The sequence below is a fragment of the Paraburkholderia dipogonis genome (assembly GCF_042680985.1).
In the GTDB taxonomy this organism is placed as follows: Bacteria; Pseudomonadota; Gammaproteobacteria; order Burkholderiales; family Burkholderiaceae; genus Paraburkholderia; species Paraburkholderia phytofirmans.
Genome location: NZ_JBHUFR010000034.1, coordinates 102237 through 125864 on the forward strand (window position 1 = coordinate 102237; position 23628 = coordinate 125864).

Genomic DNA, 23628 nt, shown 5'->3' on the forward strand with positions numbered 1-23628 from the left:
GCGGTCTCTCTATTGTTCCTGAGGCGTCGGGTTCGGATTGTCCGTCGGCTGCACGCTGTTATTGATGACGAGCGGCGTGCCGTTTTTCAGCTTGAGCTGCCCGCTCGTCACGACCTGCGCGCCGTCGTCGACCCCTTTGAGGATCGCGACCTGATCGCCGCGCGTCGGGCCGGGCGTGACGAACACCTGCTGCGCGACGGGCAGCGCCTTGCCCTGCGCGTTGGGTTGCGTGCCCGGCTTGACGATGAATACGGTCGCGCCATAGGGGTTGTACGTGATGGCGGTTTGCGGCAGCGTCAGATAGCGCTGGCCCGCGCCCGCGTCGATCTTCACGTTCGCGTACATGCCCGGCAGCAGCTTGCGCTCCCGGTTGTCCACGCTGGCTTCGATCTGCACGTTGCGCGTGGTGCTGTCGACCTTCGGGCTGACCGACTGGATCTTGCCCACGAACGTTCGGCCGCTGTACGCGTTGGTATCGACCACGATGGTCTGGCCGATCGCTAGCTGGCCGAGTTGCTGCTGCGGCAGATAGAAATCGGCGTAGATCGGATCGATCGCCTGCAGCGTGACGATCGCGTCGCCCGGATTGATGTATTGCCCCGGATTGATCGTGGTGATGCCGAGGCGCCCGGCAAACGGCGCGCGAATCGTCTTCTTGTCGACGAGCGCGGCCTGTTGCGCGACTTGCGCCTTCTTGACCTTCAGGTCGGCGGCGTCGGCGTCAAGCTGCGCCTTGGCGATCGCCTTGATGTCGTACTGCGCCTTGTCGCGCGTGTAGACCGTCTGCGCGAGTTCGGCGGATGCCTCTAGCGACCGCAGCAGCGCCACGTCGCTGTCGGCGTTGAGTCGGATCAGAATCTGGCCGGCTTTCGCCTCCTGTCCCGAGCTGAAGGCGACTTCACGCACGAGGCCCGCGACCTCGCTGGTGACGTCCACGCCGCGCACGGCGCGCAGGCTGCCGACCGCCGCGAGCTGCGGTTGCCACTGCTGATAGCGGGCGACGACCGCCGAGACCGTGGCGGGCGGCGCCGCGTTGCCCGACATGAATTTCGCGATCATGTGCGCGCGGAACACGTTGAAGCCGACGAGCGCGGCCAGCAGCAGGCCCACGCAGATCAGCATGATCACCATCCGTTTTGTCATCGGTTTTCGTTCGGTCATCGTGATGTCCTTGCACGGCATTGGGCGAAGCGTGTTGCAACGAGCGGTGCGGCGAGCGTCTTGCCGGGCTATGTCAATGCGCGGCTGCAGATGCGGATGCTGCTGCGGCGGCGGCCGGCACGGCGGCGTTCCACCAGCCGCCGCCGAGCGCCTGGAAGAGCGCCGCCGTGTCGGCGTAGCGGGCGGCCTGCGCCTGCGCGAGGCTCACTACCGTTTGCTGGTACTGGCGTTGCGCATCGAGAAGCGACAGGTAGCTCACTCCGCCGACGCGATATTGCCCACGCGTCAGTTCGAGCGAGTCGTTCGCGGCGCGCCACGCCTGGGTCTGCGCTTGCAGGCCGGTCGCATCGTGATCGAGCGCGCGCAGCGAATCCGCGACGTTCTGGAACGCCAGCAGCACCGTTTCGCGGTATTGCGCGTCGGCCTGCTCGTACGCCGCCTCCGCCGCGCGCTTCTGCGCGCTCAGTTGCCCGCCGTGGAAGACCGGTTGCAGCAGGCCCGCGCCGAGGCTCCAGATCGTGCTGCCCGCCTTGAACACCTGTGCCGGCGTGAGCGCTTCGGCGCCGTAGCTGGCCGACAGCGTAATCTGCGGATACATCGCGGCGGTGGCCACGCCGATTTGCGCGCTGGCCTGATGCAGCACGGCATCGGCGGCGAGAATGTCGGGCCGCTGTTGCACCAGCGCGGATGGCAGGCTGACAGGCAGCGTTTCGGGTAACGAAAACATCTCGAGCCTGAATTCGGGCAAGGCGGTGTCGCTGGGCAGCTTGCCGGCCAGCACGGCGAGCTGGTGGCGCACCTGGTCGAGTTGCTGTTGCAGTGGCGGCAGCGTCGCGCGCGTCTGCGCCAACAGGGTCTGCTGCGCGAGCACCGCCGTGCGGCCCACGCCGCCCAGTTCGAACTGCTTGCCAAGCACGGTGAATTGCTCGTCTTCTTGTGCGGCGATCTGTTCGGTCGCCTCGATCTGCGCGCGCAACGACGCTTCCTTAACGGCTGCGGTCACGATGTTCGCCGACATCGCGAGATAGGCGGCCTGCAACTGGAAGCGCTGGTAATCGACTTGTGCGTGCAACGCTTCGAGTTCGCGCCGCGTGCCGCCGAACACGTCGAGTTTGTACGACACGTTCACCGATGCGTTGTAGAGATTGAATTCCTCGACGAGTCCGGGCTCGCCGAACGCGATGCCGTTCAGTTTCTGGCGCGTGGCGCCGAGTTGCGCATCGACGCTGGGCAGAAGGGTGCCGCCGGCTTGCGCCGAGAAGTTTTCGCGCGCCTGCCGCAATGCCGCTTGCGCGGCGGCAATGTTCGGACTGTTGACTAGCGCCTGACGGATCAGCGTATCGAGCGGTTCGCAATGAAAGAGCGCCCACCAGGCGGCGGGAATGTCCTGTCCCGGCACGAAGCGCTGCGGCAAGCCGGCCGCCCCTGGCGAAGAGGCCGTTTGCTGGGGCAAAGGCGAGGCGGTGTAGGTGTCGGTAGCCGGCGCGGGGGGAGAGCGGTAGTCAGGACCAACCATGCAGCCGGCCACTGCGGCGCAGCCGCATAGCACGACGCACAGGCGCAGCTGCCGGACAATACGCTGATTGACGTCGATCATCGATCCACCTTATATCGCCCGCGTTTTGACTAAACGAGCGAGCGGACGCGGATATTCGGGCAACGTGAACTTTCGGTGTTTCCTTTCCTGCCTGACGCCGGAATTGACCATCTGGGACGATCGCTACGCGTAGCCTAGCATGGTCGATTGCTGCGCTCGCACACGAGATCACGTAGGCAGTGCGCTCGACGATCTTTCAAACGGGCACGCGTCAGCGTGCCCGGTGCCTTGCCGCGCGCAACGTTCATTCATACGCGTCGAACCTGATCAGGCGTTTCGGTCATATCTTACGGCGACCTGATCATAGAACGCAGCGTCTGCCGATCGTACATTTGAGCCACCGGAATGCCAGGTCAGCCGCCTGGTTCTGGGCCGGTAGCAACGTGACATCACGCAGACCAGGGCATGCGCATCCAGACCGCGCTCGCCACTCTGCAATGAGATTTTCCGAAGCTGAACAATCCACGTTTTGTCGAGGAGCTGGAACATGAATGCCAATGCACAGACCAAAGAATCCCATATCGTCAACGGCCTCAATGTCGACGATCTGTTCTCCCTGATCGAGGGCGTCAAGGGCGATGCATCGAAAGCGACCACCAGTTGGCGCGTGGCGACGACCTGGCAAGGCCAGGCCCATAGCCACTCTGAGATCGAGGGATTCGCGATTGGAGGGCAGGACGTGTCGCGCAGATTCACGATCGATATCGACGAGCCTCGCGAACTCGGCGGCTCAAACCAGTTCGCCAATCCTCAGGAGCATCTGATCGCGGCGCTGAACGCCTGCATGACGGTGGGCTACGTGGCGCAGTGCGCTGTGCGCGGGATCACGCTCGAGTCTCTCGAGATCGAAACGGAAGGCGACATCGACCTGAGAGGATTTCTTGGACTCGATCCGAATGTGGCCAACGGCTACGAAAGCCTGCGTTACACCGTTCGTATCAAGGGTAGCGGCACCAGGGAGCAGTTCGCTGAGATCCACAGCGCTGTGATGGCCACTTCTCCCAATTTCTACAATCTGGCGAAAGCCGTTCCTTTGAAATCGACTCTTCTGGTCGGGTGAGCTGGGCGATGCAGGGCGGCGCGAAATTTACGACGATATCGGTTGATAGATCAGTCATGCGAACTTAATTCGAGCCGTGTCGTCTCCATGCGCGTTGAGCGCAAGGCTACGACAAGGAAAAATCAGGCTAGTCGCGGTAATCGGATTTCGGGTCGTCGATCAAACGGAGCGCGGCTTGCCACGCCAGCTCCGAGATTTCCGCCGAATCCTCGCGATCGAACTGACTCGCGGTCAATTCGCAGACTTCGCGCGGCGGGATACGCAACGCACTGCCGCCCGCCAGCGCCTGAATCTGCGCCTGGCACGCACGTTCGAGGAAGTAGATCTCATCGAATGCTTCGGCGGCCGTGGCGCCCGCCGCGAGCAAGCCATGATTGCGCAGGATCATCGCCTTGCAGGTGCCGAGATCGCGAACGAGGCGTTCGCGCTCGCCGAGTTCCAGCGCGATGCCCTCGTAATCGTGATAGCCGAGCTTGCCGTAGAACTTCAACGCATGCTGACTGATCGGCAGCAGGCCTTGTTCCTGCGCGGATACAGCGGTTCCGGCTGCCGTGTGCGTGTGAATCACGAAATGCAGATCGTCCCGCGCGGCATGAATGGCCGAGTGGATCGTGAATCCCGCGGCGTTCACGCGAAACAATGCGGGCTCGGTGCGCGCGCGCTCGTCGACGACCTTGCCCTGGTGATCGATCTTCACCAGATCCGAAGCGCGCATCTCGTGGAACAGGACGCCATAGCGATTGATCAGGAACGCGGCCGGCTCACCCGATGCGCTCGGCAAACGCGCGGTGATGTGCGTGTCGATCATGTCCGTCATGCGGAAATGCGCGGCGAGCCGGTAAAGCGCGGCCAGCTCTTCGCGCACGTGCTGCTCGCTAGTGGACCGTGCGCTGCGTGCGGCACGCGCTTCCAGCGCAGAGTCGGATATTTGCGTCGTTTGCATTTGGAAAGGCTCCGGGGTTCGCACGCTGTTGTGTGCGTGGTGTTCGCGGGCGGCGAGGCTGGCAAGCGTCGCGGCTCGGTAAACAATACGCCGTTATCGTCGCGCGAATGATCCCGGGATGTAAAAGCACTCGCCCAAAAAGAAAAAACGCCCCGCAGGGCGCTTTTCCAGAACCTCGATCCAGCAGGGAACTCGCATTCCCCGCTGTGCGAGTCTCGCTTTAGAACTTGTGACGGATACCGACGCGGAACGCCAGCTGGTTGTCCGAACCCGTGCCCGACGTGCTGAAGTAGCTCGTGCTCGAACCGATCTGCGCTTGCACGTCGCCCGTTGCCGCATTGTGGCCCGAAGCGATCTGGTAGATACCCAGTGCATACACGTCCGTGCGCTTGCTCAGCGCGTAATCGACGCTCAGGTCCGCCTGGTTCCAGTGACCGCGATTCGCGTTGCTCAGGTGCATGTACGTGTAGCCCGCGCCTGCCGTCAGCGCCGGCGTGAACGCGTACTTCGCGCCCGCTTCATAGGCGGCGAACGTCGTCGTGCCGCCCGTGATCGGCTCGAAGCGCGTGTTCGTGTACAACGCCCACAGCGTGGCCGCAGCGATCGTGTAACGGCCGCCGACACCGAACGTGCGCAGATCGCGCACGGTGCCCGTCGTCACGTTGGCCATCGCCGTCGAGAACACCGGGGTCGATTGTGCCGGGAAGCGGATGTCCGTGTAAGCCGCGCCGACGCCGAACGGGCCGTTTGCGTAGTTCACGCCGAAGCTATAAGCGCGCGACGAACCCGCGGTCGTGCCGACCGTCGGCGAGCCGGCAAATGCGCCAGCCTGGTTCGAGAAGCCGTACATCGCGCCGAAGGTCAGGCCCGCGAAATTCGCGCTGCTGAACTTGACTGCGTTGTTGATACGGCTCGACGTCAACTGGTCGACGTCGTTGATGTGGTAAGCGTAGTTACCCGCGACGGTCTGGCCGCCGGTCGAGTAGTTGCCGCCCAGGTAGTCCGTCGAAAACGAGTACTGGCGACCGAACGTCAGCGAGCCGATGCCGTCCTTCGACAGACCGACATAAGCCTGACGGCCGAACAGTGCGCCGCCCTGGCCGAGCGTGCCGTTGCCGCTGTTAAAGCCGCTTTCCAGCACGAACAGCGCCTTCAGGCCGCCACCCAGATCTTCCGTGCCGCGCAGGCCCCAACGGCTGCCTTGGGCCACGCCGTCGTCGTACTTGAAGAGGTTGTCGTGACCCGTTGCGGTCTTCGAGTTGTTCACGTAGCTGATACCGGCATCGATCACACCGTACAGCGTGACGCTGCTTTGCGCGTGGGCGGCGGTGGCGAAGACGGCGAGAGTAGCGGCGGCAAATACTTTCTTGTTCAAGACTTTCTCCGATTAAAAATTAAGCGATCGCCACGCCGAACTCTTCGGCAAGGTCGTGCGATGGCCCGCAATTTAAGGGAACGCAGAGTAAGGTATGTGACAGCATCGGTTATTTTTGAAATCTGTCGCGGCTGCGCGACACTCACATAGCGCTGCCGGTGCAAATCGCGCAGGGCACGCGCGTATAAGCTTTTTCCGTAGCGTGGATATGAGTGGATGGATAACGGGGGTTTGTCGGGCGCCGCGGGCGGAGCGTGATGCGAATCCCGGGGCGCGTGCAGGGATTCCGCCTTGGGTGAAGAGGCGGATAGCGGCGCATAAAAGCAAATCGCCCGCTGCGATAGCGGGCGATTTGTGTTTCGGTTCAAGCCTTTACGGGCGCACCGCGCAAACGGCTGTGATTGGCCTCGGTTGCCTTTAGTTGCTCAACAGCGACCCGCTGCGGAACGCCTTCGCGCCGGCGATGCGCGCGAACTCTAGCCCGGCCGTCGCGAAGCGCGTCAGATGCCGTGCGTACAGCACGCCGGCCACGCTGCTTTTCAGCGTGACGACCTGCTCCGTCAACGGGTCGACGATATCGGCGATCTCATGACCGACATCGACCCAGGTGCCCACTTCGCAGCGATACACCAGCACGCCGCTCATCGGCGCGACGATCGGCTCGGCGCCCGCGAGCGGCGTGGCGGCGAATTCGAGCGGCGGCAGCGGCGCGGCCGTGCCGTCGATCACGCCACGCGAGGTCAGATATTCGATGATCGCCTGGGCATCGTGCTCCGCGTACTCGTACGACACCTCGCGCTGGCCGCGCAATTCGATCGTGACCGAGATCGAGCCGTTCGGAATCGGAAAACGGTCGCCGTAGCGGCCACGCAGATCCGACCAGCAGAAGCTGTGGATTTCGTCGAACGGGTTGCCCACCGAATTGAGCGCGAGCAGCGACGCCTTGGCGTCCAGATAGCAGGCGAGCGGCTCGACTTCCGGCCACAGATCGGGGTTCGTATAGAGGTGCATCGCGGCTTCCCAGTCGCAGTGCAGGTCGAGCACGACGTCGGCGTCGTACGAGAGTTTTTGCAGTGCGAGGCGCTGCGATTCGAGCTCGGTTGCCGGCTGCTGCGCATCGAGCGCCTCGCGCATGGCGGTGCGGATGGCGGTGCGGTTGGCGTCGAGATCGTCGCTCAGGCGCGACTCGATCACCGGCTGCACCAGCGCCGACAGATCATGGAAATTGCGGTTGAAGTTCTGCGCCGTGTTGGTTTCGAAGCGTCCAGTCAGATGGCCGAGAAAGTGCTGATTCAGGCCGATCGGATTGGCTACCGGCACGATCACGACTTCGCCGCGAATCTTGCCGGCCGCTTCCAGCGCGGCCAATTTGCGGCGCAGCGCCCATGACACCAGCATGCCGGGCAACTCGTCGGCATGCAGCGACGACTGGATATAGATCTTCTGCCCGCCGCCAGGACCGTAGTGGAAACTCGTGAGGTTGCGGGCGGTGCCGAGCGTCGGGGCAATCAGCGGATGGGTTTGGGTTTGCATGGTTTTCAAATCCGCGGCCGGGTGGGGCGCGCCGCGCTATCTCGTTGATAACAGTGGGGAAACTTGCTCGACGGCCGGTCACTCGCGGGCCGTTGGGCGGCGCCTCGTGAACGCCTCGATCGCACGATCTTAGCCGATATGACGCAGTGTGTGGTTTTATGCGGCGCTGCAAATGAAACGGGCTCCGCCTGTGGCGGAGCCCGTTTGTACAAACCGGCAGGGCGCGCCGTCAGACGCGCCTGGCTGGCTGAGTTGCCAATTAGCCGCCGTACACGTCGAAGTCGAAGTACTTCTTCTCGAGCTTCTTGTACGTGCCGTCCTTGATGATCTCGGCGATTGCCTTGTCGACCTTCGCCTTCAGATCCGTGTCTTCCTTGCGCATGCCGATGCCTGCGCCGTTGCCGAGGATCTTCGGATCGTCGAGGTTCTTGCCGACGAAGTCGAAGCCGGCGCCGCGCGGCGTCTTCAGGAAGCCGATTTCAGCTTGCACCGCGTCTTGCAGCGCTGCGTCCAGACGGCCCGACAGCAAGTCGGCATAGACCTGATCCTGGTTCTGATACGGCACGACCTTCGTGCCCTTCGGTTCCCAGTAGGTCTTCGCGTAGGTTTCCTGGATCGTGCCTTGTTCCACGCCAACCGACTTGCCCTTGAGCGAGTCGGCCGTCGGCAGAATGCCCGAACCCTTCTTCGCCACGAGGCGCGTCGGCGTGTTGAACAGCTTGTTCGAGAAGGCGATCTGCTCGGCGCGTTGCGGCGTCATGGACATCGACGACAGCACGCCGTCGAACTTCTTCGCCTTCAGGGCCGGGATCATGCCGTCGAAGTCGTTTTCCACCCACACGCACTTGGCCTTCATGCGCGCGCAGATTTCATTGCCGAGGTCGATGTCGAAGCCAACGAGCTTGCCGTCCGAGCCCTTCGACTCAAACGGGGGATAGCTGGCGTCAACGCCGAAACGGACGGTCGACCAATCTTTAGCGTGTGCGCCAATCGAGACGGTAGCAAGCAGAGCAACCGTCAAAGCCGCTAGCAGTTTTTTCACTGTTTAACTCCTCGGTGTAGTTCAAATTCGCCCGCATGCGATTGTGCCGCTGCGGGTCACCCGGCGCGACTCACGACCGGGCTTGGGTTGAAGCTGCCAGCCGGGGCGGCCAGCAGCGCGCGCCAAGCTTATCAGTTCAAAAAGATTGGGTAGCTAGTGAAACACCGGATGGCGCGTGAGGATAGCTTCTAATGCCTGAATGTGGTGGGAATTCAAAGCGGCTGCGCTGCGTATTTCCTGGGATAGGCTTCGCCTCGCATTTGTAATCGCCTGGTAATGAAGTTGGCTAATTGCGTGTGCATTGCCGGGCTTGCCCGAATCACGCGCGATTCAAGTCGCCCGAGCGCGGGCGGACCCAAGACCGGCCGCTTACTCCACTTGCTCCATTTACTCCGTTGACTCTTTGCCTGGCGATTCCGCGCGCCCGCCACCGACCTCGCCGCACCATAGTTCGCCTTTGTCCATCATCCGCGCGTCTTGCGCGGACATACCCGCGCAGGTGCCGCGCATGTCGGGCGTCTCGCGCTCGACGCGCGCGAGCGCGGCACGCTTCATTTCGCCCTGCAGCCAACTGCCGAAGCACGCAATCGATCCGGCCGCGACGGCCACCCACATCCACTCTGTTTTGCTCAAGCGCATTGTCTGTTTCTTGTCCGGCTCTTCGTTTGCCCGAAGACAGGCCGCGTTGCATCCGGCGACGCTGCCGTCGACCGCCGGCGGCGGCCTGGGCAAGAGATCGTTTATCGGCATCGGCACGGGTCTTCTTTAGAGGCGGCGGCCTCCGTTCCGGATGACGTTTATTCAGGGCGGATTGTCGCGCGGCATTACAGCATGCGGTTCTCGCATTCGCGCGTTTCGATCGATCAATGGCGAGTTAAAGTTTTCGCATAACGTGCCGTTAAATGCAGATGAGCGGGTTTGCTGCATCACGTGCGACCGGTAATTTTTTCGACTCTGGCTAAGCCAAAAACCAAAAATGGTTTTCTTAGCGCTATCATCGATGCTCCTCGCGCTCAGCCACATGCAGCATCGAGCGCATCTGTCTGAAGAAAGTCACCGGGCAACCTGTCCGCGGATCGGGTCCGCGTGTTTGCGCTCGTCAGAAAGGCCTTCTGCTAAACGGTGTTGGTTATGCACATGATGTTGACGGCAGATGCAAAGCGCTTTTTTAATCGATTCTTCCATGCACGAATCGCTGCCGTCGTGGCGCGCCCACGTTTGTTGTTTTGCGGCGTTTGTCCGGGATTTTTGACATTTCTGATCGGCACGGTTATTTGCCTGGGCCTTTTCTCGGCGTCGCCGGTTAAAGCCGACGAGAAGATTCTGCGCGTGCTGGCGTGGCCCGGCTACGCGGACGCCGACGTCGTCAAGAATTTCGAGGCGCGCTACAAAGCCAAAGTGGAAGTGACGCTGGTCGATTCCGACGAGGCGCTGTGGGCGCAGATGCACGCCAAAAACACGCCGCCTTTCGACGTGCTCGCCGCCAATACCGCGGAAATCCAGCGCTACACGCAGGCGAATCTGCTGGCGCCGCTCGATCTCGCCAGCGTGCCGAATACCAAACGACAATTGCCGCGCTTTCAGGCGCTCGCCTCGATTGGCGGCCTCACGTCGAACGGCAAGGCCTACGCCATTCCGTTTACGTATTCGTCGATGGGCCTGATCTACGACCGCAAGCAGGTCGCCGTGGCGCCGCGCTCCATGCGCGAATTGTGGAATCCGCGCTATCGCGGCAAGGTGCTCGACTTCAATAGCGCGCAGCACAACTTCTCGTTCACGGCGCTGGCGCTCGGCTATGCGCATCCATTTCAACTCGATGCCGCGCAAATGCGCGCGATTGCTCACAAGCTCGTCGACCTGCGCCGCAATCTGTTGACCTATTACACGTTGCCCGAAGAGGCGACCGCGTTTTTCATCCAGCATAAGGCCGCGCTGATGTTCGGCAACTACGGCACCCAGCAGGTCGAATTGCTGCGCCGCGCGGGCGCCGATGTCGGCTACGTGATTCCCGACGAAGGTGCGCTCGCGTGGCTGGATTGCTGGTCGATGACGCGCGCGGCGGCCGATCCGCCGCTGGCGCTCGCGTGGATCAACTACATGCTCGAACCGGACGTCAGCGCGTTGTTGACACAACGCCAGGGACTCGCCAATACGTTGACGGCACCGGCGGAAAACAGCGATAACGCGCGCATCGTGTGGATCGGCCCGGTGGAAGATATTCAGCGGCGCGAGGACCTGTGGGCCAGAATCGTGTCCGGGGACCGGTCGGAGCGCTTTTGATGATACGGCCAGGGCTGACCTTCAAACTATCCGTGCTGCTTGCGTGCATCGGCGTGCTGGCGTCCGGCGCGACCGGCTATTACGCGTATCACGCCAACCGCGCGATGCTCGTGAACGAAGCCGAGCGCAGCCTGCTCATGTCGACGGAATTGCTCGGCCAGCGCTTTTCCACCTCGATCGACGATGTCGCCGCCGACGCGCTCGTGCTCGCGAGCATGCCGTCCACGGCGGAGGTCGCGCAAACCGACGACGGCGCCGGCCCGAACGCGGCGCGCGAACGGCTGGCGCGGGTCTATTCCAGTTTCATGGTGCATCACCCGGAGTACCTGCAAGTCCGGCTGATTTCGCGTCAGCACTATGGGCTCGAACTGGTTCGCTTCGACCGCGACGCCGACGGCCTCGTGCGCGTCGAAGGGGACAAGCTGCAGGAGAAAGGCCAGTTCGCTTACGTGTTCGACACGCTGGCGTTTTCGCCGGGCCGCATCTACACCTCGCCGATCACGGTCAACCATGAATACGGTTCGCATGCCGCGCAGGGCAAGCCGACCTTGCGGCTCGGCACGCCGGTGTCGAACGGCAACGGCGCGGTGGTGGGCGTCATCGTGATCGACATCGATCTGGCGGGCTTGTTCAAGCGCGTGCAAAGCGATTTGCCGAGCGACTATCAGGTCTATCTGGCCAACGAGTGGGGCGACTTCCTCGTCAATCCGGATGCCTCGAAAACCTTCGGCTTCGATCGCGGCCGGCGCGTGCTGATGCAGGACAGTTTCTCCGTCACCAAACCGCTTTTCGAACAGACGCAAAGCGAGGTGCTGGTCAACGGCCTGGCGCGGCCGCACCAGGCCGCCGGCCAGGTGCTCGCTTTCGTGCGCCGGCCGTTCGGCGATCTGGAAGGCAACCGCTTCATCGTGCTCGGTCTCGCCAAACCGCTCGACGACGTCCTGTCCGGCGCGAACCTGCTGGGCAACCGCATCGTGCGCATGGTGCTGATTTTCAGCGTGCTCGCGCTGTTCCTCGCGGTTCTGTTCGCGCGCGCGCTGACCAAGCCGCTGCATAGTCTCGCGTACGCTGCGACGCATCTGTTCGCCGAGCACGCCATGGAGACGCTGCCGCTCAAACGCACCGACGAAATCGGCGTGCTGGCGCGCTGCTTCGACCGGCTGCGCCGCGAAATCAAATCGCAAATGGACGCGCTGCACGCCAAGCAGCGCGAGCTTGTGCATCTCGCCACGCACGACGTGCTGACCGGACTGCCGAACCGCGTGCTGTTCATGGAGAAGCTCGAAAACTCGATCGACGAAGCGACGCGGCGCGAGGAGGGCCTGGCCGTGCTGTTCGTCGACCTGGATCGCTTCAAGCAGATCAACGATCAGTTCGGCCACGCCGTCGGCGACAAGGTGCTGGTCGCGGTGGCGCGCCGTCTGAAGCAGGTGCTCTGTTCCGCGGATGTAGTGGCGCGTCTGGGCGGCGACGAGTTCATCGTGTTGATCGAGGGCCCACGTTCGGCGGAGGCGGCGCCCGCCATTGCCTCGCGCATCATGGCGGCATTGAACGAGGAACTCCAGGTGGACGGGCAAGGCATGACGGTGGGCGCGAGCATCGGCATCAGCCAGTTCCCGGACGACAGCGGCACGGCCGAGGAACTGCTGCTCAACGCGGATGCCGCGATGTACGCGGCCAAATCCGGCGGACGCTGCGCCTATATGCGTTACCACGATGTGCTCGACATGCGCCGCCGTGAACAGTTCGAACAGGCGCATGCAGCAGCGGGCGTCGGCGCAACGGAAGGGCACGAGGCCGAGCCGACGGCGTGATCCGGCCGAGCGACGCGCGCACTGCCGGCCTGGACCGGCGGCGATTCTGACCGATATCGCGGTGGCCTGCTGCATCGCTTGTCGAAGGCAACGGACTTTGCTCGCGGCTTTCCGTGTTCTTTCTAACTGCTTTCCGCCTCCGTCGCCCGCCTCTATCTTCCCGCCAAAACCGCGAGGCAAGTTTGCCTCGATCCCCGCTTCGCCGAGCGTCGAAGCAATCGTTTGCGCCGATCTTGAGGCAAGTCTTTTTGATTTTCAGCGAAGCGTTTCTGCCATATCAACTTTGCCGCGAGCCTGCCGAAAACTCCGATATAGCAACGAATTTGACGGGAGACTTCCGTGAAGCGACAGATAGGGTTATGGGCTGCCGTTTTCGCGTTCGCCGGATGCGCGCAGATGCCTCCGCCGACTGCGGCCCAGCCGGCCAAGACGCCGAACGAGGTGATCAGCTTCGACATTCCGCCCGATGCGCTCGGTGCGCGCGATCCGCAACTCTCGGCCGTGCTCGCCAAGGCGGGCGCGCTGGCGGCGGCGCAGCCGCAGTCCACGGTCGTGCTCGTGACCGCGCTGGGGCAGGACTTCGCGTATCTGAATCAGGCGGTGTGGAAGGGCGTGCCTGCACAGCGCACCGCGCGCGTGAACTTCGAGAATCGCACCGCCGGGTTGGGTCAGCCGTATAGCGTGTCCATCCGGACGGTCCAGTGAAGGAGGGCAGCGTGACGGTTCGCATCGTTTTTCTGACGCTGGCCACGCTTGTGAGCGCGCCGGCCCTCGCCGGTCAGCCGGGCGCGGACTTGCAATCCGGCGGCGCAATCCCGGCCGCATTTCCCGCCGCGGCGGACAAGGTGTATCCGCCGTTGCCGTCGCTCGCGATGCTCCCGCCGCCAGGCGCGGGCGACGACGACTTGCCGCTCAAGCCGGTTACGCATCGCAAGAAGCAACATGTGGCGGCGCAGGCGCAAGAGCGCAGAAGTCCGCCGGCGCCGGTCGTGCGCATCGTCGTATCCGACGCTTCGCATGCCTATCTCGACTCCGTGCAGCGCCAGATCGAACAGGCGTTGGCGAAGTAATCCGGCGGCGCTGCGGCGCTCGCCCCTTTATCGCTAACAAGCGGAAGGATGCAGCATGTCCTTGAAGATCTTTCTGAGCGCGCTCGCCTGCCTGTCGGTGTGCGGCGCCGCGCAAGCGGCCGACGACTGCTTCAACGAAGCCGCGGCTTATCAAGGCGTCAACCCGTGGGTGCTGCGAGCGCTGGCGTGGTACGAATCGAAGGGCGACGCGAGCGCGATACGGCAAAACGTCAACGGTTCGATCGACGTGGGCCAGTTGCAGATCAACTCGATTCACTTCGGCGATCTCGCGCGCGAAGGCGTGCCGCATCGCGCCCTGATCGATCCGTGCGTGAACGTGTACGTGGCAGCGTGGCTGCTGAAGCAGAAGATGGTCAAGCACGGCAATACGTGGCGCGCGATTGGCGCTTACCACTCGGAAACGCCAAAACAGCGCGATGCCTACGCGCGCGGAATTCAGAAGGTGCTGGTGGCGTGGGGGCAGTTGCCGTCCACGCCCTGAGGTTGTTCGCGAGGCGTGATGCACATGCCGGGCACACGCCGGTCACACGCCCCGCGTACAGAGAAAGACCCTTGAAACAAGGTCTTTTCTGCACATTTCAAACTTCAAACGATCCGTGACCCGCCGCGATACGTCGCGCGCGGCACCGGCAGCTCGTCGAGCATCGTCACGCGCACGAAGTCCGCGCGCAAGCCGCTTTCGATCGCGCCGCGATCATGCAAACCGGCGGTGCGCGCCGGCTCGGCGGAGACCGTCGACATTGCGCGCGGCAAGGTCCAGCCGGCTTTGTCGACCAGTTCGAACACGGCGGTCATCAGACTCGACGGCACATAATCCGAGGACAGGATATCGAGCAAGCCGGCCTGCGCCAATTCGAGCGCCGACACGTTGCCCGAATGCGAGCCGCCGCGCACGATGTTCGGCGCGCCCATGATGGTCGAAATGCCGTGCTCGCGCGCGGCCTCGGCGGCGATGCGGGTGGTCGGGAATTCGGCGAGCACGATGCCTTCCTGCTTGGCCTGTTCGACGTGTTCGATCAGGGTGTCGTCGTGGCTCGCCACTGGAATGCCGAGCCGGTTGCAACGCGCGACGATCTCGCGGCGGTGCGCGTCGGCGTAACGTGCCTGTTCCACCGACAGTTCGGCCAGCGCGGTCTCGACGTGTTCGTCGCTCAGCTTGCCGTTGCGTTCCTGGAAACGGCGCCATTGCTCGCGGTCGTGCCACTGGCGCTGACCCGGCGTGTGATCCATCACCGAGGCGAGCCGCAGCAGCGGATGGCCGCACAATGAATCGAACACTTCCACCACGTCGGCGGTGGCGATTTCGCAGCGCAGATGCAGGAAGTGTTCGGCGCGAAGCAGCTTGCGCTCGGAAAACCGCGTGAGCGATGCGGCGCATTGCGTCTGCAGATCGCGGCCCCGCAACCCCACGTTCGTACGCGAGCCGATGGCGAGCGCATCGAACACGGTGGTGATGCCGGCCGCGGCCACTTGCGCGTCGTGGATCACGAAGGCGGCATCGGTATTCCATTGCACGCCCGGGCGTGGCGCGAGATGCTTTTCCAGATTGTCCGTGTGCAGTTCGATCAGGCCGGGCAACAGATAGTCGCCGTCCCAATCTTCAGCTTCGCGCGCGCTGGTCGTGCCGCGCTCGACGTCGCGAATCAAGCCGTCTTCGACGCGTAGAACGCCGGTGAATACTTCGTCTCGCATCACGATGCGAGCGTTCCTGATCAACATCGACTTGCTCCGTAGTCAGTCAGACTTGAATGTGGCTGTATGGGTGTTTTTGCATCGACGCCGTATGCGTCAGTGTAGTGCGGTTTCGCGCGGCTTCGTGTGATACGTTCAGTGACGCAGCGGCGGCTGCAGTGCCAGGCGGCGCGTGGCCACCTTGCTGCGCGTATCTTCATCATGAAAGATGCCGACGATCGCCGCGCCGCGCTCGCGTGCCTCGACGATCAGATCGGCGACCACGTCGCGGTTTTCCGCATCGAGCGAGGCCGTCGGTTCGTCGAGCAGCAGCAGCGGATGCTCCGCGATCAGATCGCGCGCGATATTCACGCGCTGCTGTTCGCCGCCGGAGAACGTGGCAGGCGCGAGCGACCAGAGCCGCTCCGGCACGTTCAATCTGGCCAGCAACGCGGCGGCGCGCGAGCGCGCTTCGCCTTCCGGCACGCCGCGCGAGAGCAGCGGTTCGGCAACGAGCGTGAGTGTCGGCACGCGCGGAATCACGCGCAAGAACTGGCTCACGTAACCGACCACGCCACGGCGCAGACGCAACACATCATGGGGTTCGGCGCCGGTGATCGACACAGGCCGGCCGTCGTTCGCCGCATCGCGAATCGCAATCGAGCCGCTGCTCGCCAGGTAATTGCCGTACAGACAGCGCAGCAGCGTGCTCTTGCCCGCGCCCGACGGCCCGACCAGCACCACGCACTCGCCGCGCTCGACTTCGAGCGAGACGCCCGCGAGGGCTTCGATCCGCACGCCGCCCTGGCCATGCAACGTAAACGTCTTGCCGATGCCGACCGCGCGCAGCATCAGCGCGGCGTTGTCGATGAACGCGCGCTCGCCGGCGCGCGCTTCACTGCTTGTTTCAATGGATCGCATTGTGAGCCTCAAGCCGGCAGAACCGAGGAAACCAGCGTCTGCGTGTACGGATGCTGCGGATCGTCGAGCACCTGATCGGTCAGTCCCGCCTCGACGACTTCGCCGCCCTGCATCACCATCAACCGATGCGCGAGCAAACGCGCCACGCCGATATCGTGCGTGACGATCAGCACCGACAGATGCAGCGTGGAGGTCAGCGTGCGCAGCAGATCGAGCAGACGCGCCTGCACCGATACGTCGAGACCGGCCGTGGGTTCATCCATGAAGACGAGCCGCGGACTGGTGACGAGATTGCGCGCGATCTGCAAACGCTGCTGCATGCCGCCTGAAAACGCCGCGGGAAATTCGTCGATGCGAGAAGAGTCGAGTTCGACGCGCTCCATCCACTGCGTAGCCGCGTAACGGATATCGCCATAGTGTCGCGCGCCGACGGCCATCAACGGCTCGCCGATATTCGCGCCGGCCGAGACGCCGCTGCGCAGTCCGTCGCGCGGATTCTGCTGGACGAAGCCCCACTCGGTGCGCATCAGCAAACGGCGGCGCGGTTCGGATAACGCAAGCAGATCGAGTTGGTCGCCATGCGTGGCCGTGTAGTGAAGCGAGCCGCTATCGGCGGCGGTTTTCAGTGCGAGCGTATTGAGCAGCGTGGTCTTGCCCGAGCCGGATTCACCGACAATGCACAACACCTCTCCAGGATACAGATCGAAGCTGACGTTTCTGCAGCCGTTGCGGCCACCGTATTGTTTGGTGAGCGAGCGGGCGCTCAGAAGCGGCGTCATGCGGGCTCTCCCTTGCATGCTTCGCGCGACGGCAGGTCGAGATCCGCGTCGCCGCGGCGTTCGTGACAGTAGTCGCTATCGGAGCAGACGAACATGCGTTTGCCTGCGTCGTCCACGATCATTTCGTCGAGAAAGCTTTCCGTCGATCCGCACAGCGCGCAGGCGTGTTGCCACTTCTGCACCTCGAACGGATGATCGTCGAAGTCGAGGCTGCGCACCGGCGTGTACGGCGGAATCGCATGAATGCGCCGTTCGCGGCCGGCGCCGAACAATTGCAGCGCGGGGTTCATATGCATCTTCGGATTGTCGAACTTTGGAATCGGTGAGGGCGAAGCGAGGTAGCGATGATTGACGATCACCGGGTAGTCGTACGTGGTCGCGATGCTGCCGTGATGCACGATATCTTCGTAGAGCTTCACGCTGATCAGGCCGTAATCGGCGAGCGCATGCAGCTTCTTGCATTCGGCGACGCGCGGTTCGAGGCGAAAGAGCGGCTCGGGCATCGGCACCTGATAGACCAGAATCTGCTTTTCGGTGAGCGGCGCTTCGGGAATGCGGTGACGCGTCTGGATGATCGTCGCGTCGACGGTGCGGCGCGTGGTCGCCACACCGGTCGTGCGCGCGAAGAAGCGGCGAATGTTGACCGCGTTGGTGGTTTCGTCGGAGCCCTGATCGATCACCTTCAGCGTGTCCTGTTTGCCGATGATCGCCGCGGTGACCTGAATGCCGCCGGTGCCCCAGCCGAACGGCAACGGCATTTCACGCGAGGCGAACGGCACCTGATAACCCGGCACGGCCACGGCCTTGAGCAAGGCCCGGCGCAGCATGCGTTTGGTCTGTTCGTCGAGGTACGCGAAGTTGTAGCCGTCGGCGGCGCTGTCGTATGACGCCGTGGGCGCGGCAGCGAAAGATGTGTCGGGCGCGTTCATGCTGCCTGCTCCTGCTGACCGCTGGGTTGATCCATGCCTTCTTCCTGGCTCTGCATGGCGTGCTTCGCGCGCAAACGGCGCACGAGTTCCAGCTCCGATTGAAAGTCGACATAATGCGGCAGCTTCAGATGTTGCACGAAACCGGACGCCTCGACGTTATCGCTATGCGAGAGCATGAATTCGATATCCTGCGTCGGCGAGGCAAGCGTTTCGCCGAGTTCTTGGGCGCGCAACGCGCGGTCGACGAGCGCCATCGCCATGGCCTTGCGCTCCGAATGGCCGAACGCGAGACCGTAGCCTTGTGTGAACGTGGGCGGCACCTCGCCGCTGCCGGCAAACTGGTTGATCATCTGGCATTCGGTGATGTCGATATCGCCGATCTCGACCGTTTCGCCGAGCTCGCCGAGTTCCATTTCCACGGCGATCGTGCCGAAGCGGATCTCGCCCGCGAACGGATGAGAGTTCGCGTAGCCGCGCTGCGTCGCGTAACCCATCGCCAGCAGAAAGCCTTCGTCGCCGCGCGCGAGATTTTGCAGACGTGTAGCTCGGCTCGCGGGAAAGGCGAGCGGCTCGCGCGAGAGGTCGCCGGGTTCCGGCGCGTTCGGCGTGGGACGTTCCTGTTCGATCAACCCTTCCTTGTCGAGCAGGCTGACGACGCGCGGCATTGCTTCTGTTTCCACTGCGGCGGCTTGACTCGAAGGCGACGGCGCTGCGCTTGCTACCCCAACACCTTCAGCAAGCAACGCAAAATCCAGCAGACGTTGCGTGTAATCGTAAGTTGCGCCTAGTAACTGCCCGCCGGGCACGTCCTTGAAGGTCGCCGAAATGCGACGCTCTGTTTGCATCGCTTCGGTATCGATCGGCTGCGTGTAGCCGAAGCGCGGCAGCGTGGTGCGATACGCGCGCAGCAGAAAGATCGCCTCGACCAGATCGCCGGCAGCCTGCTTGATGGCGAGCGCGGCGAGCTCTTCGTCGTAGACCGAGCCTTCGGTCATCACGCGCGCCACCGCGAGGCGCAGTTGTTCGCGAATCTGCGCGACGCTGAGTTCGGCCAGCCGCGTGTCGCCGCGGCGCGCCTTGTCGAGCAGACGCCACGACGCTTCGATCGCACGTTCTCCACCCTTGACGGCAACGTACATCAGTTCACCTTCGCTTGAGTTGTGCGCGGCAGGCCGATCAGGCGCGCGCCGCAGATGAGATAACAATCGACACCGCAAGGAAACAGCGGCGCGAGCGCGGCGCGTTCGCGCCAGAAATGTTCGGGCAGGCCGACCGGCGCGATCGTGGCCGTGTGCTGGATACCGGGGCCGCTCAGCACGACCGGGGTGCCGCCCGTCAGCGCCTCGACGCGGATCAGCAACGTGACCGACTGCTCGGGCGATTCCGCCGCGCCGAGTGCGAAGCTTTCCAACGGCGGCATCGCGTTGGCGTCGTGGATATAGGCGAACGCGGCTGATCCCGGTTCGTCGACGAGCGGTGCGCCGGTGTGAAAGCGCAGTGCCGAGGCCAAGGCCGTATCGGATTGTGCGAGCCACACGGGCGTCGCGTAGTCGCAGAGCGCGAGCAGCGCGGCGAAGGCGGCAAGTTCTGCGCGCGTGGCCCGCACTTCGGGCAGCACGTTCTCGACCACGCCGACCGTGCCCGGCCGCGACAGCACATCGAGCAGGGTGCGGAACACCGCCTGGGTGTCATGCACCGGGTCCGCAAAACCCGGCGCTAAAGTGGACAACGCGGTAGACAACGCAATCTGTGAGTCTTCCATCAGTCGCCCCGGACCATCGTGAAGAATTCGACGCGCGTGGCCGCGGCGTCCTGTTGCCTTCCGGCGCGTTTCGCGGCCAGTTGCGCGGCAAACGGCTCGATCAGTTGCCGATGCAAGACGGCGTGATGCTCAGGCATTTGCAGGAGCGCGTCTGCTAGCGCGGCCAGTTCGGCGCGGCGGCGGTCGCGGCCGAGATGACAGGCCACGCCGACAGCGGCGGCAGCGTCGCCGGGCGCGCGCAGACGCAAGGTGGCGCGCGTGACCGTGGCTTCGCCGAGATTGAACGGGTCCCCGCTGCCGCCGACGCGCCCGCGCACCATCGCGAGCCCGATCTCGGGCGGTCGCAGCCAGTCATACTTTGGAGTGGGGATGTCGTGCAGCGCGAGTTCGAGCGCGGCTTCGAGATCGGCGCGCGGCGTGCGGGCCAGCACGGCCATCCATGCGCGCCGGGCAGCCGATGACGGAGCGGAGGAAGGTGAGGCGGACGTGGCACTCATCGAATTTCCCTGTTGATCCAGCGAGTAGACATTTGACCATCTATTCATCTAAACGTCTAGACGTTTAGGGGTATGCTTGTCGAGCCGTATAGCGCGTGACGGCCGTTTCATATTTCCATCACGGCTTGCGCACTACAATGCACGTCATAGCGAATATTTGAACCCAAGGGAATGACAGCACCATGACATCGAACGACAACGCGACGCCGGGCACGATGCTCGAACGAGGCGCGGGCGTTGCCGTGTGGCGGCAGATCGAGCAGATTCTGGCGGCGGAAATCGCCGCCAGCGGTTTCGGCGAAGAAGGGCGCCTGCCGAGCGAGGGCGAACTGGCCAAACGCTTCGACGTGAACCGGCATACCGTGCGCCGGGCCATGCTGGGCCTCGCGGCGTTGGGCCTCGTCAGCGTCGAGCAGGGGCGCGGCACCTTCGTGCAACCCGGCGCCATCGACTATACGATTGGCCGCCGCACGCGGTTTACAGAAAACTTGCGTCAGCAGCATCACGCGGCGGCGGGCACGATGTTGTCGGCCGCGCGCGTGAAGGCCGAGCCGAGCGTCGCGAAGGCGTTGAGCCTGCGGGCCGGCGCATCGGTTTATCGGATCGAATCGCTGCATGAGTCCGACGGCGTGCCGCTCACGTTCGCGCGCAACTGGTATCCGGCGGCGCGTTTCGCGGACCTGCCGGAAGTGCTGGAGCGCACCGGCGGGATCACCAAGGCGATGGCGGAATTCGGTGTGAACGACTATCTGCGCAAGTGGAGCCGCATCGGCAGCGTGCTGCCCGAGCCGGAGGTGGCGCGGCGTTTGAATATCAATCGTCAGCAGCCGGTGCTGTGGGTCGAAAATGTCGATGTCGATCTGCAAGGCACGCCGGTCAAATACGGCTTCACGCACTTCGCCGCGGACCGAGTGCAACTGCTGGTGGAGCACGACCTATGAGCGGCGGTGAATGGACCGCCGAGGCTCGTTTTGCCGTGTATTACGCGCCGTCGCGTGAATCGGCGTGGTGGCGGGCCGGCTCGGCATGGCTCGCGCGCGACGCGGAAAGCGGCGAGCGCTGCGAGGCGCCGCAACCTTCGGAACTCACACGTCCACTCTTCGAGTTGACCGAAGCACCGCGCCGCTACGGCTGGCACGGCACACTGGTCGCGCCGTTTCGACTCGCCGATGGCGTGACGCAGGCACACGTATTGCGAGCCACGCGTGAATGGGCGCGAACGCAAAGCGCATTTGCCTTGCCGGTGGAAGCGGCGACACTCGGCGACTTCGTTGCACTGAGACCGGCCGACCCGGAGGGCGAAAGCAGCATTCGTCATGTGGCCGCGAGCGCGTTGCAAACGCTCGATGCCTTGCGTGCGCGCCAGTCCGCCGCCGAGTTGGCGCGTCGTTTGGCAGCTCCGCTCAGCGAACGCCAGCGCGCGTTGCTGATGCAATGGGATTACCCATACGTGTTCGACGAATTCCGTTTTCACATGACGCTCTCCAGTTCGCTCGCCGATGCGCGGGAACGCGCCGCGCTGGTCGCATGGTGGCAGGCGCGCACACCCGCGCTCGGGCCGCTGCGTGTCGATCACGCCGCGCTCTTCGTCGAACCGGCGCCCGGCGAGCCGTTCGTGTTGTGGCAGCGTGTGCCGTTCCGGACCGACGAGGTGAAATAACGATGACAGGTCGTTTGATTTATGTAATGGGGCCGTCCGGCGCGGGCAAGGATTCGTTGCTGGAGTTCGCGCGCAAGCGTTTGATGGGTGAGCCGATTCTGTTCGCGCATCGCTATATCACGCGGCCGAGCGGCAATGGCGAGGCGCATGTGGCATTGAGCGTCGAAGAGTTCGCGGCGCGTTCCGTGCTCGGCCTGTTCGCGCTCGAGTGGTCGAGCCACTCGCTGCGCTATGGCATCGGTATCGAACTCGACGCGTGGCTTGCACGCGGCTGCACGGTGGTCGTCAACGGCTCACGGCAGCATTTGCAGCACGTGCTGGCGCGTTATCCGCACACGGAAGTCGTGCACGTGGACGCCGCGCCGCATATTCTCGAAGCGCGGCTTGGCGCGCGGGCTCGTGAGTCGGCGGAACAGGTGGCGGCGCGGCTCGCGCGCCGCGCGCCGTTCTCGTTGCCGGATGGCGTGCGCTGCACCACGATCGATAATTCCGGCGCGCTCGACGAAGCGGGACATGAGTTGATCGCGTTCTTAAAAGCGGAAGCCGACGTTCAGTAAGCCGTACTATCCGGCCGTCACCATACTCTCCCGCGTCGCATCCTGCAGGCACGATGCGAACTGCAGCACGGCCGGCGTCGGCAGCAGGCCGCGCCGCGAAATGATGCTGAGATCGTAGCTCGGCAGCACCTCTTCGATCTGCGCGATGCGAATGCCGAGCGGCGCGACCATCTGCGCAAGCGGCCGCGTGAAGCAGCCGATCACATCGGTTTGCGACACGAGGCCGAGCGTCACCGCGAACGACGACGGCGCACGTACCAATCGCTTCGGCACCGGCAAGCCGTGCGCGGCGAACATCGCCATCATCACGCTGTGCGGGAAGTGATCGGCGCCCACGGTCACGATCCACTCCGCGTCGAGCAGCTCATGCAGGCGCGTCACGTCGGCAAGCGGATGCCCGGCGCGCATGGCGACGACGAACTGCGTCGAGTAGAGCGGCGCCTGCACCAGATCGCTGTCGAGCGCCTGCACGTGATGGATCGCCGCGATATCCAGCGCGCCGTTGCGCAAACGCGCGACGGCGTCCGGAATCGTCACTTCTTCCAGATGCAGATTGACCAGCGGCATCGCGCGGCGAAACTTCGAGACCGCATGCGGCAGCGCCGTGAGCGCGATCGACGGCATGGTGCCCACGCTCACCTTGCCGGCCAGTTCTCCTTTCACCTGTTCGACCGCTTCGACCGTGCGCCGCATGTCGCCAAGCAACTGCTCGGCGCGCGGCAGCAGCGCGAGCCCGCATGCCGTCAATTCGATGCCGCGCACGCTGCGCACCATCAACTCGGCATTCAACGCGCTTTCGAGCTCGCGGATCGTGTGCGTGACGGCCGGTTGCGTCACGCCGAGTTCGCGCGCGGCGGCGCGCAGACTGCGGTGATGGGCGGCGGCGACGAACGCTTGCAACTGCTGCGGTTTCATTGGGGTAATCCCGTATATAACGCTTGTTAATCGGGGTGAAA

The 23628-nt window shown here is 63.8% G+C and carries 25 protein-coding genes; 9 read left to right on the plus strand and 16 right to left on the minus strand.

What is annotated here, in order from left to right; genetic code table 11:
• Positions 1–9 precede the first annotated feature (9 nt).
• Together ACFSNN_RS35870 and ACFSNN_RS35875 are read right to left on the minus strand one after the other, a co-directional pair.
• On the minus strand, positions 10–1161 hold the full coding sequence (locus ACFSNN_RS35870; protein WP_377689689.1) for an efflux RND transporter periplasmic adaptor subunit: 1152 nt from the start codon (positions 1159–1161) through the stop codon (positions 10–12).
• A 73-nt stretch (positions 1162–1234) separates the two neighbouring features.
• Complete coding sequence (locus ACFSNN_RS35875; protein ID WP_377689691.1) at positions 1235–2758, minus strand: efflux transporter outer membrane subunit; 1524 nt, start codon at positions 2756–2758, stop codon at positions 1235–1237.
• A gap of 487 nt (positions 2759–3245) precedes the next feature.
• On the opposite strand from ACFSNN_RS35875, the gene ACFSNN_RS35880 reads away from it, so the two are divergent.
• Positions 3246–3818 carry an OsmC family protein gene (locus ACFSNN_RS35880; protein ID WP_134463549.1) on the plus strand — a complete coding sequence of 191 codons (573 nt, stop codon included), beginning with the start codon at positions 3246–3248 and terminating at the stop codon, positions 3816–3818.
• Between the two features lie 127 nt (positions 3819–3945).
• Here the strand turns inward: ACFSNN_RS35880 and ACFSNN_RS35885 are convergent, their stop codons facing one another.
• The 6 genes from ACFSNN_RS35885 to ACFSNN_RS35910 form a co-directional block, all read right to left on the minus strand.
• The gene (locus ACFSNN_RS35885) at positions 3946–4761 is read right to left on the minus strand and encodes a class II aldolase/adducin family protein (RefSeq protein ID WP_244322953.1); all 816 of its coding nucleotides are present in this window, start codon (positions 4759–4761) and stop codon (positions 3946–3948) included.
• 220 nt (positions 4762–4981) lie between these two features.
• A complete protein-coding gene (locus tag ACFSNN_RS35890; protein WP_134463551.1) occupies positions 4982–6136 on the minus strand; it encodes a porin in 1155 nt (384 codons plus the stop codon).
• A gap of 417 nt (positions 6137–6553) precedes the next feature.
• Entirely contained in the window at positions 6554–7669 is a 1116-nt protein-coding gene (locus tag ACFSNN_RS35895; RefSeq protein ID WP_134463553.1) for a succinylglutamate desuccinylase/aspartoacylase family protein, read from the minus strand.
• Between the two features lie 259 nt (positions 7670–7928).
• Positions 7929–8711, minus strand: a complete 783-nt coding sequence (locus ACFSNN_RS35900) for an ABC transporter substrate-binding protein (protein ID WP_134463555.1) — start codon at positions 8709–8711, stop codon at positions 7929–7931.
• 387 nt (positions 8712–9098) lie between these two features.
• On the minus strand, positions 9099–9350 hold the full coding sequence (locus ACFSNN_RS35905; RefSeq protein WP_134465590.1) for a hypothetical protein: 252 nt from the start codon (positions 9348–9350) through the stop codon (positions 9099–9101).
• A 414-nt stretch (positions 9351–9764) separates the two neighbouring features.
• On the minus strand, positions 9765–9896 hold the full coding sequence (locus ACFSNN_RS35910; RefSeq protein ID WP_377688982.1) for a hypothetical protein: 132 nt from the start codon (positions 9894–9896) through the stop codon (positions 9765–9767).
• On the opposite strand from ACFSNN_RS35910, the gene ACFSNN_RS35915 reads away from it, so the two are divergent.
• From ACFSNN_RS35915 to ACFSNN_RS35935, 5 genes are all read left to right on the plus strand, one after another.
• Entirely contained in the window at positions 9843–10991 is a 1149-nt protein-coding gene (locus tag ACFSNN_RS35915; protein WP_134463557.1) for an extracellular solute-binding protein, read from the plus strand. The genes ACFSNN_RS35910 and ACFSNN_RS35915 overlap by 54 nt on opposite strands.
• On the plus strand, positions 10991–12805 hold the full coding sequence (locus ACFSNN_RS35920; protein WP_134463559.1) for a sensor domain-containing diguanylate cyclase: 1815 nt from the start codon (positions 10991–10993) through the stop codon (positions 12803–12805). The genes ACFSNN_RS35915 and ACFSNN_RS35920 overlap by 1 nt, the downstream gene beginning before the upstream one ends.
• Before the next feature lie 396 nt (positions 12806–13201).
• Positions 13202–13510: a hypothetical protein gene (locus tag ACFSNN_RS35925; RefSeq protein WP_244322954.1), complete on the plus strand. Its 309-nt coding sequence runs from the start codon at positions 13202–13204 to the stop codon at positions 13508–13510.
• An 11-nt stretch (positions 13511–13521) separates the two neighbouring features.
• Complete coding sequence (locus ACFSNN_RS35930) at positions 13522–13875, plus strand: hypothetical protein (RefSeq protein WP_134463563.1); 354 nt, start codon at positions 13522–13524, stop codon at positions 13873–13875.
• 55 nt (positions 13876–13930) lie between these two features.
• Entirely contained in the window at positions 13931–14377 is a 447-nt protein-coding gene (locus ACFSNN_RS35935; protein ID WP_134463565.1) for a lytic transglycosylase domain-containing protein, read from the plus strand.
• A gap of 104 nt (positions 14378–14481) precedes the next feature.
• Here the strand turns inward: ACFSNN_RS35935 and ACFSNN_RS35940 are convergent, their stop codons facing one another.
• The 7 genes from ACFSNN_RS35940 to phnG form a co-directional block, all read right to left on the minus strand.
• On the minus strand, positions 14482–15615 hold the full coding sequence (locus tag ACFSNN_RS35940; RefSeq protein WP_134463567.1) for an alpha-D-ribose 1-methylphosphonate 5-triphosphate diphosphatase: 1134 nt from the start codon (positions 15613–15615) through the stop codon (positions 14482–14484).
• Positions 15616–15723: 108 nt separating this feature from the next.
• Complete coding sequence (phnL, locus tag ACFSNN_RS35945; protein WP_134463569.1) at positions 15724–16488, minus strand: phosphonate C-P lyase system protein PhnL; 765 nt, start codon at positions 16486–16488, stop codon at positions 15724–15726.
• Between the two features lie 8 nt (positions 16489–16496).
• Complete coding sequence (gene phnK, locus ACFSNN_RS35950) at positions 16497–17267, minus strand: phosphonate C-P lyase system protein PhnK (RefSeq protein WP_134463571.1); 771 nt, start codon at positions 17265–17267, stop codon at positions 16497–16499.
• Complete coding sequence (locus ACFSNN_RS35955; protein WP_134463573.1) at positions 17264–18196, minus strand: alpha-D-ribose 1-methylphosphonate 5-phosphate C-P-lyase PhnJ; 933 nt, start codon at positions 18194–18196, stop codon at positions 17264–17266. Before ACFSNN_RS35955 ends, phnK begins: the two co-directional genes overlap by 4 nt.
• A complete protein-coding gene (locus ACFSNN_RS35960) occupies positions 18193–19335 on the minus strand; it encodes a carbon-phosphorus lyase complex subunit (protein ID WP_134463575.1) in 1143 nt (380 codons plus the stop codon). The genes ACFSNN_RS35955 and ACFSNN_RS35960 overlap by 4 nt, the downstream gene beginning before the upstream one ends.
• On the minus strand, positions 19335–19958 hold the full coding sequence (gene phnH / locus ACFSNN_RS35965; protein ID WP_134463577.1) for a phosphonate C-P lyase system protein PhnH: 624 nt from the start codon (positions 19956–19958) through the stop codon (positions 19335–19337). The genes ACFSNN_RS35960 and phnH overlap by 1 nt, the downstream gene beginning before the upstream one ends.
• Positions 19958–20455: a phosphonate C-P lyase system protein PhnG gene (gene phnG / locus ACFSNN_RS35970; RefSeq protein WP_134463579.1), complete on the minus strand. Its 498-nt coding sequence runs from the start codon at positions 20453–20455 to the stop codon at positions 19958–19960. The genes phnH and phnG overlap by 1 nt, the downstream gene beginning before the upstream one ends.
• A 182-nt stretch (positions 20456–20637) precedes the next feature.
• Between phnG and phnF the strand changes: the two genes are divergently transcribed.
• The 3 genes from phnF to phnN are packed head-to-tail and all read left to right on the plus strand — an operon-like array spanning position 20638 to position 22672.
• Positions 20638–21396, plus strand: a complete 759-nt coding sequence (gene phnF, locus ACFSNN_RS35975) for a phosphonate metabolism transcriptional regulator PhnF (RefSeq protein WP_106304879.1) — start codon at positions 20638–20640, stop codon at positions 21394–21396.
• Complete coding sequence (locus ACFSNN_RS35980; protein WP_134463581.1) at positions 21393–22115, plus strand: DUF1045 domain-containing protein; 723 nt, start codon at positions 21393–21395, stop codon at positions 22113–22115. The genes phnF and ACFSNN_RS35980 overlap by 4 nt, the downstream gene beginning before the upstream one ends.
• A 2-nt stretch (positions 22116–22117) precedes the next feature.
• Positions 22118–22672 (plus strand): phosphonate metabolism protein/1,5-bisphosphokinase (PRPP-forming) PhnN, encoded by a 555-nt coding sequence (gene phnN, locus ACFSNN_RS35985; protein WP_134463583.1) that lies wholly within the window; start codon positions 22118–22120, stop codon positions 22670–22672.
• Between the two features lie 6 nt (positions 22673–22678).
• Here phnN and ACFSNN_RS35990 read toward each other — a convergent pair whose 3' ends face one another.
• Positions 22679–23587: a LysR family transcriptional regulator gene (locus ACFSNN_RS35990; protein ID WP_134463585.1), complete on the minus strand. Its 909-nt coding sequence runs from the start codon at positions 23585–23587 to the stop codon at positions 22679–22681.
• Positions 23588–23628: the final 41 nt, after the last annotated feature.

What these genes read in the sequence shown, in the direction of transcription:
- ACFSNN_RS35940 (WP_134463567.1), bottom strand. Translation starts at nt 15,615, where the DNA reads ATGTTGATCAGGAACGCTCGCATCGTGATGCGAGACGAAGTATTCACC.
- ACFSNN_RS35885 (WP_244322953.1), bottom strand. Translation starts at nt 4,761, where the DNA reads ATGCAAACGACGCAAATATCCGACTCTGCGCTGGAAGCGCGTGCCGCA.
- ACFSNN_RS35980 (WP_134463581.1), top strand. Translation starts at nt 21,393, where the DNA reads ATGAGCGGCGGTGAATGGACCGCCGAGGCTCGTTTTGCCGTGTATTAC.
- phnN (WP_134463583.1), top strand. Translation starts at nt 22,118, where the DNA reads ATGACAGGTCGTTTGATTTATGTAATGGGGCCGTCCGGCGCGGGCAAG.
- phnF (WP_106304879.1), top strand. Translation starts at nt 20,638, where the DNA reads ATGACATCGAACGACAACGCGACGCCGGGCACGATGCTCGAACGAGGC.
- ACFSNN_RS35895 (WP_134463553.1), bottom strand. Translation starts at nt 7,669, where the DNA reads ATGCAAACCCAAACCCATCCGCTGATTGCCCCGACGCTCGGCACCGCC.
- phnL (WP_134463569.1), bottom strand. Translation starts at nt 16,488, where the DNA reads ATGCGATCCATTGAAACAAGCAGTGAAGCGCGCGCCGGCGAGCGCGCG.
- ACFSNN_RS35990 (WP_134463585.1), bottom strand. Translation starts at nt 23,587, where the DNA reads ATGAAACCGCAGCAGTTGCAAGCGTTCGTCGCCGCCGCCCATCACCGC.
- ACFSNN_RS35935 (WP_134463565.1), top strand. Translation starts at nt 13,931, where the DNA reads ATGTCCTTGAAGATCTTTCTGAGCGCGCTCGCCTGCCTGTCGGTGTGC.
- ACFSNN_RS35880 (WP_134463549.1), top strand. Translation starts at nt 3,246, where the DNA reads ATGAATGCCAATGCACAGACCAAAGAATCCCATATCGTCAACGGCCTC.
- ACFSNN_RS35875 (WP_377689691.1), bottom strand. Translation starts at nt 2,758, where the DNA reads ATGATCGACGTCAATCAGCGTATTGTCCGGCAGCTGCGCCTGTGCGTC.
- ACFSNN_RS35955 (WP_134463573.1), bottom strand. Translation starts at nt 18,196, where the DNA reads ATGAACGCGCCCGACACATCTTTCGCTGCCGCGCCCACGGCGTCATAC.
- phnH (WP_134463577.1), bottom strand. Translation starts at nt 19,958, where the DNA reads ATGGAAGACTCACAGATTGCGTTGTCTACCGCGTTGTCCACTTTAGCG.
- phnG (WP_134463579.1), bottom strand. Translation starts at nt 20,455, where the DNA reads ATGAGTGCCACGTCCGCCTCACCTTCCTCCGCTCCGTCATCGGCTGCC.
- ACFSNN_RS35960 (WP_134463575.1), bottom strand. Translation starts at nt 19,335, where the DNA reads ATGTACGTTGCCGTCAAGGGTGGAGAACGTGCGATCGAAGCGTCGTGG.
- ACFSNN_RS35925 (WP_244322954.1), top strand. Translation starts at nt 13,202, where the DNA reads ATGCCTCCGCCGACTGCGGCCCAGCCGGCCAAGACGCCGAACGAGGTG.
- ACFSNN_RS35915 (WP_134463557.1), top strand. Translation starts at nt 9,843, where the DNA reads ATGCACATGATGTTGACGGCAGATGCAAAGCGCTTTTTTAATCGATTC.
- ACFSNN_RS35920 (WP_134463559.1), top strand. Translation starts at nt 10,991, where the DNA reads ATGATACGGCCAGGGCTGACCTTCAAACTATCCGTGCTGCTTGCGTGC.
- ACFSNN_RS35910 (WP_377688982.1), bottom strand. Translation starts at nt 9,896, where the DNA reads ATGGAAGAATCGATTAAAAAAGCGCTTTGCATCTGCCGTCAACATCAT.
- ACFSNN_RS35905 (WP_134465590.1), bottom strand. Translation starts at nt 9,350, where the DNA reads ATGCGCTTGAGCAAAACAGAGTGGATGTGGGTGGCCGTCGCGGCCGGA.
- ACFSNN_RS35870 (WP_377689689.1), bottom strand. Translation starts at nt 1,161, where the DNA reads ATGACCGAACGAAAACCGATGACAAAACGGATGGTGATCATGCTGATC.
- phnK (WP_134463571.1), bottom strand. Translation starts at nt 17,267, where the DNA reads ATGACGCCGCTTCTGAGCGCCCGCTCGCTCACCAAACAATACGGTGGC.